The organism is Anaerostipes amylophilus (assembly GCF_025567365.1).
Taxonomy (GTDB): domain Bacteria; phylum Bacillota; class Clostridia; order Lachnospirales; family Lachnospiraceae; genus Anaerostipes; species Anaerostipes amylophilus.
Window position 1 is genome coordinate 9,237 of record NZ_JAOQJG010000007.1, and the last position, 13,035, is coordinate 22,271.

At 37.8% G+C, this 13,035-nt stretch carries 13 protein-coding genes and 1 pseudogene; 1 reads left to right on the forward strand and 13 read right to left on the reverse strand.

Translation table 11 applies throughout. The features are described 5' to 3' along the window. Window positions 1-196: pseudogene (locus OCV53_RS10280) on the forward strand (transposase); the annotation flags it as partial. A 262-nt stretch (window positions 197-458) separates the two neighbouring features. Here the strand turns inward: OCV53_RS10280 and OCV53_RS10285 are convergent. From OCV53_RS10285 to efp, 13 genes are all read right to left on the reverse strand, one after another. Then, window positions 459-2,153: a sulfate adenylyltransferase subunit 1 gene (locus OCV53_RS10285; RefSeq protein ID WP_070097226.1), complete on the reverse strand. Its 1,695-nt coding sequence runs from the start codon at window positions 2,151-2,153 to the stop codon at window positions 459-461. Window position 2,154: 1 nt separating this feature from the next. Beyond that, on the reverse strand, window positions 2,155-3,054 hold the full coding sequence (gene cysD / locus OCV53_RS10290) for a sulfate adenylyltransferase subunit CysD (protein ID WP_055198139.1): 900 nt from the start codon (window positions 3,052-3,054) through the stop codon (window positions 2,155-2,157). Window positions 3,055-3,070: 16 nt separating this feature from the next. Continuing rightward, entirely contained in the window at window positions 3,071-3,385 is a 315-nt protein-coding gene (locus OCV53_RS10295) for a 4Fe-4S dicluster domain-containing protein (RefSeq protein ID WP_009264321.1), read from the reverse strand. After that, a complete protein-coding gene (locus tag OCV53_RS10300; RefSeq protein ID WP_055198141.1) occupies window positions 3,369-5,063 on the reverse strand; it encodes an adenylyl-sulfate reductase subunit alpha in 1,695 nt (564 codons plus the stop codon). Before OCV53_RS10300 ends, OCV53_RS10295 begins: the two co-directional genes overlap by 17 nt. Before the next feature lie 24 nt (window positions 5,064-5,087). Beyond that, window positions 5,088-6,149: an ABC transporter ATP-binding protein gene (locus OCV53_RS10305; RefSeq protein WP_055198143.1), complete on the reverse strand. Its 1,062-nt coding sequence runs from the start codon at window positions 6,147-6,149 to the stop codon at window positions 5,088-5,090. A 1-nt stretch (window position 6,150) separates the two neighbouring features. Then, entirely contained in the window at window positions 6,151-7,023 is an 873-nt protein-coding gene (locus tag OCV53_RS10310; protein ID WP_055198145.1) for a sulfate ABC transporter permease, read from the reverse strand. Window positions 7,024-7,034: 11 nt separating this feature from the next. After that, on the reverse strand, window positions 7,035-7,907 hold the full coding sequence (gene cysT, locus OCV53_RS10315; RefSeq protein WP_055198319.1) for a sulfate ABC transporter permease subunit CysT: 873 nt from the start codon (window positions 7,905-7,907) through the stop codon (window positions 7,035-7,037). Window positions 7,908-7,917: 10 nt separating this feature from the next. Continuing rightward, a complete protein-coding gene (locus OCV53_RS10320; protein ID WP_055198147.1) occupies window positions 7,918-8,961 on the reverse strand; it encodes a sulfate ABC transporter substrate-binding protein in 1,044 nt (347 codons plus the stop codon). Between the two features lie 220 nt (window positions 8,962-9,181). Continuing rightward, a complete protein-coding gene (locus OCV53_RS10325) occupies window positions 9,182-10,063 on the reverse strand; it encodes a hypothetical protein (protein WP_055198149.1) in 882 nt (293 codons plus the stop codon). Window positions 10,064-10,085: 22 nt separating this feature from the next. After that, the gene (locus tag OCV53_RS10330; protein ID WP_022374830.1) at window positions 10,086-10,754 is read right to left on the reverse strand and encodes an LbetaH domain-containing protein; all 669 of its coding nucleotides are present in this window, start codon (window positions 10,752-10,754) and stop codon (window positions 10,086-10,088) included. Window positions 10,755-10,845: 91 nt separating this feature from the next. Then, window positions 10,846-11,598, reverse strand: coding sequence for an exodeoxyribonuclease III (gene xth, locus OCV53_RS10335; RefSeq protein WP_055198152.1), 753 nt, complete (start codon window positions 11,596-11,598; stop codon window positions 10,846-10,848). Further along, entirely contained in the window at window positions 11,599-12,462 is an 864-nt protein-coding gene (locus tag OCV53_RS10340) for a DMT family transporter (RefSeq protein WP_055198153.1), read from the reverse strand. Between the two features lie 7 nt (window positions 12,463-12,469). Beyond that, window positions 12,470-13,027, reverse strand: coding sequence for an elongation factor P (gene efp / locus OCV53_RS10345; protein WP_008391359.1), 558 nt, complete (start codon window positions 13,025-13,027; stop codon window positions 12,470-12,472). Between the last annotated feature and the right edge of the window lie 8 nt (window positions 13,028-13,035).

A 13,035-nucleotide genomic window follows, 5' to 3' on the forward strand; every position in this document is an offset into this window, starting at 1 on the left:
CCAGAGGATCCTTAGAATGACAGATCAGACAGTTACTTACCTTGTAAAAGATTACAGGAATGGTGGAAGATATATCCCACATACAATCAAGGGAATAGACTTTCTGCGGATGTTTTTGATGCATGTGCTTTCCAAAGGGTTTGTAAGGATCCGTCACTATGGACTTCTTTCCTGCCGCAACAAGAAAGAAAAGATGAAACCGATTGTTCATGTATCAATTTGACGAGATGTTTAAGATACCTTCAAACTTCATATCTTCTGTCTTAGAAACCCCCAGTTTACAGCCAGTAACATTCTCCATACACATTCGGTAATGGTTTCGATTACGTAAATTATTTGAATATTATAATTTCCGTCATCAAACCAGCAAATTGGAATTGAACGACAAACAGACACAGTATTTTTCATACTATGCCTGTCTGCCATTTTATTATAGAAATATTATGAGTAAGCAAATTTTAATAAATACTATCTCTAAACACAATCTTACGATATGCTTCAAATCGTAACCAGCGGTTAAAGAATTCGCTTCCTGGTTTGTATCCTTGTTCTTTTAATTCTGCAAATAACTTATCTGCTTTTTCTTTGGAATCTACAAGTATTTCAAATCCACGTCCGTTGATTAATGGTAATCCTTTGTATTCGTATTCTTTGATTGGCTGGATTGCTGCTACCTTGCGGTCTCTGATCTGTACGGCTACTTTGTCTCTGAATACGATGACATCGAAGTAGTCTGGATAGTGATAGCTTTCTCCTTCGACTGGAATTTCATCTCCGATCGTGTAGGATTTTCCGGATGGTTTGATCTTTGTGACTGTCATACTTTCCATATTGTAGTAGAATTCTTCAAAGATGTCTCCATTTGCTTTTAATTTTCCGTGTGCGAAGACGCATTTTAAGTCTGTTTCTTCGTCAACTTCAGAGTTTTTGATAACTCCGCATGCGGATGTCATATTTGTGATGCGGTCGATTAAGATTAATTCTCCTAATGTCTTATGATCATCAAATTCGTCTAATACGATCTCTTCCTGCAAAATGACATCACATACTGCGATCTCGTTCTTTCTTAAGTTATTTGCTGGAATGTATTCTCCTGTGTTAACGTCGATCTTATACTGAATATTTGTCACAATTCCCGGAATTTCTTTTGTTCCGATTTTTACGAAATATTCTTTTCCTGGTAATAATTCTCCGTCATCCATCCAAAGAACTGTCGCTGTAAATGATTTGCTGACTGGAAGTTCTGTTTTATTTGCCAGAACACATCCTCTGGATACATCCACTTCACGGTCTAACTGAATCGTTACTGGACGGCCTTTTTCAGCTGTCTGTGCATCTTTATCTCCAATTAATAAACTCTTAACCTTTGCGTGTTCTTTACTTGGTAATGTCACGATCTCATCTCCAACAGAAATCTGTCCAGATTCAATCTGTCCCTGGAATCCACGGAATGTGTGGTTTGGACGGCATACTCGCTGAACTGGCATGTAGAATCCTTCTTCTTCGGATTTCTCGCGAACATCAACAGTCTCTAAGTATTCAAGTAATGGTTCTCCTGTATACCATGGGATATTGTCTGATTTTGTTGTGACGTTATCCCCTTCTGTTGCGGATACTGGGATGATCTTTACATTTGCAAGAGATAATTCTTCCTGTAATTCTTTGATCTGTTCTTCGATCTTTCTGAATGTTTCCTGATCGTATTTTACAAGGTCCATCTTGTTGACTGCAAATACGAAATGTCTGATTCCCATTAACGCACAGATTCTTGCATGACGTCTTGTCTGTACTAACACTCCCTGAGATGCATCAATTAAGATAACTGCTAAGTCTGCGAAAGATGCTCCTACGGCCATGTTTCTTGTATATTCTTCATGTCCTGGTGTATCTGCTACGATAAAACTTCTTTTTTCTGTTGTAAAGTAACGATAAGCAACGTCGATCGTAATTCCCTGTTCTCTCTCTGCCATTAATCCGTCAAGTAATAAGGAATAGTCAATCTTACCGCCACGGCTTCCGACTTTACTGTCTAACTCTAATGCTTCTTCCTGGTCTGTATATAATAATTTGGAATCATATAAAATATGTCCGATCAATGTGGATTTTCCATCATCTACACTACCGCAAGTAATAAATTTTAATAATCCGATCATCTTAGAAATACCCCTCTCTCTTTCTTCTTTCCATGCTTCCTGCTGCTTCGTTGTCAATAACTCTGGTTGTTCTTTCTGAAGAAACCGCACTTAATGTCTCATCAATGATCTCATCAAGTGTTGAGGCTTTTGACTCCACTCCTCCAGTTAATGGATAACATCCAAGGGTTCTAAATCTTACACTCTTATGTTCAATCTTCTCACCTGGTCTTAATTTTAATCTGTTATCATCGACCATGATGATATTTCCGTCTCTCTCGATGACTGGACGTTCTTTTGCAAAATATAATGGAACAATATCAATTTTTTCGCGTTTGATATATTTCCAGATATCTGTCTCTGTCCAGTTAGAAATAGGGAATACTCGAATGCTTTCTCCTTTTTTGATCTTAGAATTATACAATTTCCACATTTCCGGTCTCTGATTCTTAGGATCCCATGCCTGATTTTCATTTCTGAAAGAGAAGATTCTTTCTTTTGCACGAGATTTTTCTTCATCACGGCGACCACCACCAAAGGCCGCGGTAAATCCATATTTTGTTAACGCCTGTTTTAAGGCCTGAGTTTTCATGATATCTGTGTATGCAGCTCCACTATCAAATGGATTGACTCCCTGTTTCACTCCGTCTTCATTAATGTATTCTATCATGTCTAATCCGTATTTCTTTGCTGTATCATCACGGAATTTGATCATTTCTTTAAATTTCCATGTTGTGTTTACATGTAAAAATGGAAATGGTGGTTTCTCCGGATAGAATGCTTTTAATGCTAAATGTAACATAACAGAGCTGTCTTTTCCGATAGAATATAACATTACCGGTTTTTCACAAGAAGCAGCTACTTCTCGGATAATGTAGATTGCCTCTGCCTCCAGCTGGTCAAGATGTGATAATTCGCTCATTTTGATGTCCTCCAATCTAATACTTATTTGAATCTTTCTTGTTGATCTCTATGGTTTGTTCTTCTCCAGTATATTTTTTAATCTTCCAGAGAATGGTATCTTTACTTTCATTGACTGTCATTTCACTTCCCATGCCTCCGATATCGGCTCCAAGGAAAAATGCGATGGCTCCTGTCTTACATTCTTTTAAGCAGGATGTGCATCCCCAGCAGTCTTTTGGATATTTGATATATGCCTTTCCAGTTTCATCGGTTTTTATAAGACTTCCAGGACAGACATCTAAGCATCGCTTGCATCCAACGCATTTATTTTTATTAATTCTGATGCTCATATTGTTTATCCTCCTTTACAAGTTCACGTAAAATTACTTGAATCTTACCATCCACTTTCTTTGTATTGACATATTTTTTCCAGTCATCACTCTTTTGTGGATAGTCAAGATTCTCTGCAAAAGAATGCCATCTTGTCTCTTTTCTTGCCTTTAGATGTTCGATCAGAGTCAGGCAGATTGTTAATCGTTCTTTTAGCTCGTAGTAGAACATCAGCTCATGGTAATCTTTGGCACTTAACTGTCCGGATAATGTGATCAGGTTATTGATCTTTTCTTTTGCAAGGTTTAAGCAGTTTTCATTAAACTGATAATGACTTGAGATTCCACCTGCATAGGCATCCATGACTTTCTGCATGGCTTCTTCCATCTGCTCGATCGTAAAAATGCTGTCTTTGTCTGATAAAATGTGATTATATTCTTTTACTTTATCATCTAATAACTGTTCTTCTTTGGCATCTGTTGTATCAAATGTCTGGGTTTTTAATTTCTCTACGATATCCATTGCCGCGATCTCACCTTCTACCAAAGCTCCTGTCACATATTTCTGTGGACATCCTCCAGCAACATCTCCTGCTGCATACAGCCCATAGATCGTTGTTTCTCTCTTTGTATTGACCCAATAGCCGCTGGCAGTGTGTCCACCGACGATATATGGTTCAGTTCCTTCGATTTCCACATTTTGTTCGCTTGGATCTTTGCCTTGCTCAATCCATTTGAGAGTCTGGCTTGGTGCCATATTTAAATATGCTTTTTTAAGATCGGTATCTTTTTCTTTATCAATTCCTTCTGTTCTTAGATAACAAGGACCTCTTCCTTCTAAGTTCTCCTGTGTTGTTCCATAAACACGCTGGAATGTCGTGATTCCGTATTTATCTTCGTAAATCTCACCTTTGAAATTTACCTGTTTTGCCCCGACTCCCTGAGCGATCGTTCCGGTTGGTGCGATCGTGTCTTTACATCTTAATGCAATAAAACGCATCTCAAAAGTTGTCATCTCTGCTCCGGCATCAATTCCCATCGCATATCCGGCTCCTGTATTAAATGGTGGATACCACATCTTATGTCTTGAGAATCCCGGATTGTTTGGCTTATAAAGTCCTGCTGCCCCGCCAGTTGCACAAAGGACTTTCTTCGCACGGATCTCGTAAGCTGCTCCATTTTCCATATGGAAACCGAAGGCTCCTTTGATCGTATTATCTTCCACGATATAATCGGTGATATTTAAATGATTGATCACTTCGACATCATTTAACTGATTTACTGCATCTGCTAAAATCGGTTTGATATTTTCTCCATTGATCTTAATGTTTCGGTTACCTCTGGCGACATATTCTCCATTTTCGTCTTTTAAGATGACCAGTCCTAGCTGTTCCATCTTTTTTGTCACTTCATTTAAGCGCTCTGACATCGTAAGAAGCAAGTCACCTCGCACGATCTCATCGGCATCTTTTCTTGCATAATCAACGTAATCCTGAGGTTTTCTTCCTTTTACGATATAAGCATTGATTGCGTTAACTCCGGCTGCTAAGCATCCGCTTCGTTTAATATTGGCTTTCTCGGCGATGACGATCTTTGCATCACTTTTTTCTCTGATGGTAAGTGCCGCATAACATCCAGCCGTTCCGCCGCCGATGATCAACACGTCGGTATGTATGATCTGTTGTTTTGTAATTTCCATGATCGTTCCTTTCTCAAATATTGATTAAATATAGAAGACATCGCCTTCCTGCATTTCTTTATTCTCTAATAAATAAGTTTCTTTATCGTCAAATACATATAATCGATAGATCAAAACATCAACTTCTTCTCCAACTTCTACTCTGTCTTTTTCCAGAGAGCGTTCTGCTGTGACTTTGATTCCGTTGATATTAATGATCACATCCAATCGGCTTCCACTAAAGATTACATCTTCGACGATTCCTTTTTCTGCCGCACTCATGTATCGTTTTAACTCACCTTTTTTCGCTAATTCAAGGAATTCCGGTCTGACGATCGCTTTTTGAGCATTTTCTATTTTTTCAAATCCTTTTAGGGATTCATAATTTTCTACAATGGATGATCTTCCAACAAACTGGGCTACAAATGGTGTTTTTGGTGATTTATAAATCTCTAACGGACTTCCCATCTGTTCGATCTTTCCATGATTTGTAATTAAGATCTCATCGGCTACTTCTACCGCTTCATCCTGATCATGAGTCACGAAAATGCTTGTAATCCCAAGTTTTGATACCATTTCTTTTAACCAGAGACGAAGTTCAGATCTTACTTTCGCATCAATCGCTGCAAATGGTTCATCAAGCAATAATACCTGTGGATTTGGTGCCAATGCTCTTGCAAATGCAACTCTTTGTCGCTGTCCACCAGATAACTGGTTTGGATAACGATTTTCAAGTCCGGATAATCCCGTAAGTTCTAATAGTTCAAACACTCTCTCTTTGATCTGTTTCTTTGGCATTTTTGCAATTTCTAATCCAAAAGCGATATTATCAAAGACTGTCATATAACGGAATAATGCATAACTTTGGAAGACAAATCCAATGCCTCGTTTGGCTGCCGGAATATCGTTCACACGCTTTCCATCAATAAAGATATCTCCTGCATTTGGATTTTCAAGTCCTGCGATCATTCGAAGCAATGTTGTCTTTCCACTTCCACTTGGTCCAAGCAATGCTGCAAGTTTTCCTTTTTCAATCCCAAAACTTACATTGTCTGACGCCCGGAAGTTTCCGTATTGTTTATAGATATTTCTCATTTCTACATACATTTTATCTTCCGTCCTTTCCCTGTTGTTTATCCTGTGAGCGATACCATGCGATATTTCTTAAGATCAGTACAATGACTGCGATTAATACTAAGACAGATGATACTGCAAATGCTGCTGTGATCGATGACGATGTTCCTGACATGTATAAAGCATCGATTTCCAATGGTAAGGTAAATGTCTCACCTCGTGTTTTGGAAAGTGCATTGACTGCACCAAATTCTCCTAATGCTCTGGCACTACATAAGATGATTCCATAGATCAGTCCCCATTTCATCTGAGGAAGCGTAATTTTTCGAAAGATTGTAAATCCACTGGCTCCCATTAGTGCTGCTGCCTCTTCTTCATCTTTTCCCTGTGAATTTAAGATCGGTATGATCTCTCTTGACACAAATGGAAAAGTAACAAAGATCGTTGCTAAGATAACTCCTGGAATCGCAAATGCAATTCGGATGTTTGTTCCAAAGAAAGAATTGACCGCACGGATCGCTGGATATGTCCATCCGAGTCTTCCAAATGTCATTAAGAATGCAAGTCCTACGATGACTGGTGAAATGGAAAACGGAATATCGATCAACGTTGCTAACACCTGTTTTCCTTTGAAACTGAATTTTGTTAATAAAAATGCTGCCATGATTCCAAAAAATGTATTGACTATAACTGCAATTAATGTTGCTAAAATCGTTACAAATAGAGCACTTTTTACATAATCTGTTGAAATCGCATCGACATAAAATTTAAATCCTTCATTTAGCGAATTTGTAATAACAGAAAATAATGGTAAAACTAACATGACGATCATAAATAAAACACTGACCGTAATCAGGATGATCTTTGTTCGTTGTTTTCTTTTTTCAAACTTCTGCTGTTCATTCATGATCTTCCTCCTTACTGTGCGTTCACTCTTCTTGCCTGTCTTACCTGTATGATATTGATCACAAATAACATCACAAAGGAAATGATCAACATGATAAGAGCAATTGCAGTTGCACTTTTATAATCGATATAGTTTAATTTCTGCATGATCACATAAGAAATCATCTGTGTATGTTCTTTGGCACTGTTTCCTGAGATATAGATCACACTTCCGTATTCTCCAATTCCTCTTGCAAATGCCAGTCCAAATCCTGTCAATAATGCTGGCCTTAATTCTGGTAAAATAACCTTGAAAAAGGTTCTTGTCGGTGTTGCACCTAACATATAAGCTGCTTCTTCGTACTGGTCATCCATTTTCTCAAGTACTGGCTGAACTGCTCTTACGATAAATGGAATCCCGATAAATACAAGTGCGATCAAAAGTCCGATCCTTGTATAGGAAATCTTAATCCCAAAGTGTGCAAAGTATCGTCCGATCATTCCATCTTCGGCATACATTTTGGATAATGTGATGCCTGCAACTGCGGTTGGTAATGCAAACGGAAGTTCAATCATTCCATCCATTAACCGCTTCCCTGGAAACTCGTATTTTACAAGCACCCATGCGATGATCAGTCCAAATACCACATTGATCAATGCTGCAATAAAAGAGCTTCCGATACTTGTGATAAATGCATTTCTTACAGTTTCTTTTGATATGAGTGTAAAGAATTCATTCGGTGATAATTTTAATGCATAAGCAAATACCGACGCTAATGGGATCAGAACGATCAGTGATAACATCGTTACGGTAACTCCCATCGTTAATCCAAATCCCGGAATGACTCTTGCTTTTTTCGCTTTTTTTAATATATTGTTCTCGTTATTTGTATTGCTCATCTTCATTCCTGCCTTCTTAATTGTTCGTGTAAATCTTGTCAAACAACGCTCCATCTTCAAAATATTTCTTATAAGCCTGATCCCATCCTCCAAAATCACTGATCTTATATAATTTCATATTCAGATTAAATTTATCTTTATATTGTTTTAAGATTGTCTGATTGGATGGACGGTATCCTTCTTCGGCTGCAAGTTTCTGTGCCTTATCACTGTAGAGATATTTTAAATACTCTGTGGCGATCTTCTTTGTGCCGTTGACGTTCACATTGTCATCGACAAGACTGACACTTGGCTGTGCTAAGATACTGATACTTGGTGTAATGATCTCATACTTGCCTGGATAGTTTTTCACTGTTTGTAAGGCTTCATTTTCCCATGCGATCAGAACATCTCCTTTTTTATTCTCCACAAATGTTGTTGTAGAACCTCTGGCTCCCGAATCCATGACCGATACATTCTGATATAATTTTGTCAGAAATTGTTCTTCTTTTTTCTGGTCGTGATAGGTATCAAGTGCGTATCCATAAGCTGCTAAGAAATTCCAGCAGGCTCCTCCACTGCTCTTTGGATCTGGTGTGATAACTTCAACTCCTTTTTTGACTAGGTCATTCCAGTCTTTAATATTTTTCTTATTTCCTTTTCTTACTAAAAAGACAATTGTTGATGTATATGGTGCAGAATCATTTGAAAATCTCTTCTGCCATCCTTTGTTGATCAATCCTGTCTGCTCGATCAGTGAAATGTCATGTTCTAGGGCCAGTGTCACAACATCACCATTGCTTCCTTCTACGACTGATCTTGCCTGACTTCCAGAACCACCATGGGACTGGATCACTTCTACTTTCTTACCATATTTGTTTTTATAATATTTAATAAAATCTTTATTATATTTTTCATAAAACTCTCTTGTTGGATCATAGGATACATTTGTGATCGTAAGATTTTCTTTTTTCTTACCTCCGCATCCTACTATGGAAACCATGAGAATCATACAGAGACAGATCAGCATCATTTTCTTACTAATATTTATTTGTCTGGTTCTTTGTTGTCGTATTCTCATCGTTTTTTTCTCCTTTGTTTTTATTCCATACTATTTCTGTATGTTTTATATGAATTGGATTATAGAGGATTTTTGTATACATGTCAATAAATATTGTTATAAAAAAATATAATACCTAATTCAAAGATTTTTTTATTACATGAATTTTTACGAAAAAGAGCACGAAAAAAAGACGTTTCAACATATATCTTCTATATGCCAAAACGTCTCCTATTGCTTATTATTTCATGTATTTTTGCAGATTTTTCTTTTGTTTGTCACTGATCTGATAGAAAGTCTGCTTTCCATCTTTATCTTCAATGCCAATCACTGTTTTATCTCCAAGAAGTACTTTTGTTAACGTACCACTTGTATAAAAACGATACTCATCCCATGAAGTTATATCCTGCGCGGCATCTTTTCCAGATAACTTTTTTGCTTTCCTAACAATCTTAGAAACTTTGATCGCTGTATCATTAAATTTCATTTTTTTATCTGTTACAATGATCTGTGCATCAGCAATTCTTGCTGCGACATTGCTGTAATTCTTCTGCTCTGCGGCATCGATCAGCGCATCTCCAACGGTTGAAGCACCATTATATGCATAGACATTCTCTGGAATCTCATCAAACACAATATAGCTGTCGCCATATACTTTGAACTCGAATGTTGTGTTATCTTCATCGATCAATGCATAAGAATAACTTTGTTTATACTGCTTCTCTACATCGGTTGGTGTAATTCCGATCATTCGATTGCATCCTGTCACAATCTTCTTTACATATTTGCAGACAGGAATATTCGTTACCGCAAAGCTCTGATTCTTGATCGTATTCGTTGCAAAATCAACTTTAATGATCCTGCTGTCTTTCACTTTGCTTTTGTACTCCGCAATCTTTTGGTCTCCGGAAGTTGCATGAATGGCTTTGATCTTCTTATTCAGTGAACTTGTTTTTTTCTTTTCTTCTTTTAACTGAACAGACAGTTTATCTCTCTCATCCTTAAGGCTCTGATAATATTTGGATTCCACAACCGAATCTTTTGACGGCTTAAAACATCCTGTCATCATCACACTGCTCATTACGATAACTGCTGCTGTCAGTATATATTTAGCACCTTTCATATGGTTTCCTCCATTACAGGCCTTATCGTTTTTCGGCAATTTCTCCTGCTTTTTTATAGATGCTATTTGGTGCGATACATCCACGTACCATAGACAATGGATAAATATTTGTATCATGCCCAACAATAGACCCAGGATTCAGGATTGTTCCACATCCCACTTCAACGCGGGAACTTAAGATTGCTCCAATCTTTTTTCTTCCTGTTTCAATCTTTTCCTCTCCATTTTTGATCACAACATTTGTCTTGTCGGATTTTACATTCGATGTGATAGATCCTGCTCCCATATGAGATTTATATCCTAAAATAGAATCCCCAACATAATTATAATGAGGTACCTGAACATTATTAAACAAAATATCATTCTTGATCTCTGTAGAATTTCCTACCACACAGCCTGCACCGATCAATGCATTTCCTCTGATAAATGCTCCTGGGCGCACTTCTGTATCTGGTCCGATGATCGCTGGCCCATTGATCGTTGCTGTCTTAGCAATTGTTGCACTTTTGGCGATCCATACGTCTTCTTCCACCTGATCATATTCATCTGCCGATAATGTTGGTCCAACTTTCAGCACAAAATCTTTGATCAAGGGAAGAATCTCCCATGGATAAGTTGTCTGTTCAAATAATTCTGTTGCAATTGTCTGATCTAAATCCTGAAAGAATTCTTTGTTTGTTAATTCTACCATCTGACTTACCTCTTTCTGTTCTTATTATTTGTTTCAATCCACGGTCGGTAATTTTATCGAGTCCGACACAACATATAGATTCCTTACTTAATCATTTGAAATCCAATTCTATCGGACAGTGATCTGATCCCATCACATCTGTTAAGATCTTTGCATCACTGATTCGCTCTTTTAAGCACTCTGATACAATGAAATAGTCGATACGCCACCCTGCGTTATTCTTTCTCGCATTGAAACGGTAAGACCACCAGGAATAGATTCCTGTCTGGTCTGGATATAAATAACGAAAGGTATCGATAAATCCATTGTCAAGCAGTGAACTCATCTTCTCTCGTTCTTCATCTGTGAAACCAGCATTTTTGCGGTTTGTTTTTGGATTCTTAAGATCGATCTCTGTATGGGCAACATTAAGATCCCCACAAAAGATCACAGGCTTTGTCTTCTCTAACTTCTTCAGATAAGCAAGAAAATCCTCTTCCCACTTCATACGATAAGAAAGCCTTGCCAGTTCACTTTGTGAATTTGGTGTATACACTGTAATAAAGTAATAATCTTCAAACTCCAGTGTTATCACACGCCCTTCCTGATCATGTTCTTCGATCCCAAGGCCATAAAAAACGTTCATTGGTTCTTCTTTTGTAAAAATACCTGTTCCTGAATATCCCTTCTTCACTGCATAATTCCAGTACTGATGGTATCCTGGCAGCTCAAGATCAAGCTGTCCTTCCTGCATCTTACTTTCCTGAATACAGAAAATATCAGCATCTGCCTCATTGAAAAAGTCTAAAAATCCTTTCTTCACACATGCTCTAATTCCATTGACATTCCATGATATGAATTTCATCTAATTTCCTCCACGTCTCTTGTTATAAAGAAACATAATCACTCCTGCTGCAACGATCACACAATATCCGATAAAGCTCAACAAATCTGGAAGCTGTCCAAAGAACAAAAATCCAAGAACTGCCGAAAACATGATCTGTGTGTAATCATAAACAGAAATCTCTCTTGCTGGTGCATAAGTATAAGCTGCTGTGATACCGAACTGTCCACCTGCTGCCGCAAGTCCTGTCAATAACAGGAAGATCATCTGCTGTGTAGAGATTGGATGAAAATCAACGATCAGATATGGAACACATGCAAGCATGGAAAATGTTGAGAAGAAAAATACGATCATTGGACCTTTCTCTCCTCGAAGTCCTAGTTTTCTTACACAGGTGTATGCAAAACCTGCACACATTCCTCCGGCAAAACCAATGACCGCTGCTGGTGTTACTCCAGTCGCAAAACTTGGTTTCACAATAAATAAGCTTCCGACAAATGCTGCAATAACGCAGGCACACTGTGTCGGTGTAATCTTCTCTTTCAGTACTAAATAAGAAAATACGATAACAAAAAATGGCGATAACTTATTCAGACTGGAAGCATCTGAAAGCATCAGGTGATCTACCGCATAAAAGTTGCAGAAAATACCTAAGGTCCCAAAAAGGGACCTTAGAATAAACCAATGCAAATTTCTTTTCTGAATCTGAATCTTTTCCTTACTGCGAATAAGCATCACAAATGCGATGACTGATGCAACTAAATTACGGAAAAAACTCTTCTCAATCGATGGAAGATCCCCAGCCATCTTTAAAAACATTGCCATTAGGGCAAAAGAACAAGATGACAGTATGATGCATAAAATTCCTCGATTCTTATCTTTCATAACAAGATTATACTCTTGAAGAATATTCTCCAGTTCTTGTATCGATCTTTAACGTATCACCTTCGTTAACGAATAATGGTACCATTACCTGCGCACCTGTTTCAACGATACATGGTTTTGTAGCACCCTGTGCTGTGTTTCCTTTTTCTCCTGGTTCACATTCTGTAACAAGTAATTCTACAGAGATAGGTGGTTCAACCTGGAATGCATTTCCTGCGTGGGAAACGATTGTAACGTTCTCATTCTCTTTTACGAATTTTAAAGAATCTCCGATAACATCTGGTCCTAATGCGATCTGATCAAATGTTTCGTTGTCCATGAAGTAGAATAATTCTCCATCATTGTACAGATACTGCATCTCTTTACGTTCGATATGAGCGTTTTCAAATTTCTCTGTTGGACGGAATGTTTTTTCAACAACTCCACCGTTCTTGATATTTTTTAATTTACAACGTACGAACGCTGCTCCTTTTCCAGGTTTTACATGCTGGAATTCGATGATCTGGTAGATGTTATTCTCGAACTGAATTGTTAATCCATTCTTAAAATCTCCTGCTGTAACCATATTATAAT

What these genes read in the sequence shown, in the direction of transcription:
- OCV53_RS10305 (WP_055198143.1), bottom strand. Translation starts at nt 6,149, where the DNA reads ATGTATGTAGAAATGAGAAATATCTATAAACAATACGGAAACTTCCGG.
- OCV53_RS10285 (WP_070097226.1), bottom strand. Translation starts at nt 2,153, where the DNA reads ATGATCGGATTATTAAAATTTATTACTTGCGGTAGTGTAGATGATGGA.
- cysD (WP_055198139.1), bottom strand. Translation starts at nt 3,054, where the DNA reads ATGAGCGAATTATCACATCTTGACCAGCTGGAGGCAGAGGCAATCTAC.
- OCV53_RS10300 (WP_055198141.1), bottom strand. Translation starts at nt 5,063, where the DNA reads ATGGAAATTACAAAACAACAGATCATACATACCGACGTGTTGATCATC.
- OCV53_RS10310 (WP_055198145.1), bottom strand. Translation starts at nt 7,023, where the DNA reads ATGAATGAACAGCAGAAGTTTGAAAAAAGAAAACAACGAACAAAGATC.
- xth (WP_055198152.1), bottom strand. Translation starts at nt 11,598, where the DNA reads ATGAAATTCATATCATGGAATGTCAATGGAATTAGAGCATGTGTGAAG.
- OCV53_RS10340 (WP_055198153.1), bottom strand. Translation starts at nt 12,462, where the DNA reads ATGAAAGATAAGAATCGAGGAATTTTATGCATCATACTGTCATCTTGT.
- efp (WP_008391359.1), bottom strand. Translation starts at nt 13,027, where the DNA reads ATGGTTACAGCAGGAGATTTTAAGAATGGATTAACAATTCAGTTCGAG.
- OCV53_RS10325 (WP_055198149.1), bottom strand. Translation starts at nt 10,063, where the DNA reads ATGAAAGGTGCTAAATATATACTGACAGCAGCAGTTATCGTAATGAGC.
- cysT (WP_055198319.1), bottom strand. Translation starts at nt 7,907, where the DNA reads ATGAAGATGAGCAATACAAATAACGAGAACAATATATTAAAAAAAGCG.
- OCV53_RS10295 (WP_009264321.1), bottom strand. Translation starts at nt 3,385, where the DNA reads ATGAGCATCAGAATTAATAAAAATAAATGCGTTGGATGCAAGCGATGC.
- OCV53_RS10330 (WP_022374830.1), bottom strand. Translation starts at nt 10,754, where the DNA reads ATGGTAGAATTAACAAACAAAGAATTCTTTCAGGATTTAGATCAGACA.
- OCV53_RS10320 (WP_055198147.1), bottom strand. Translation starts at nt 8,961, where the DNA reads ATGAGAATACGACAACAAAGAACCAGACAAATAAATATTAGTAAGAAA.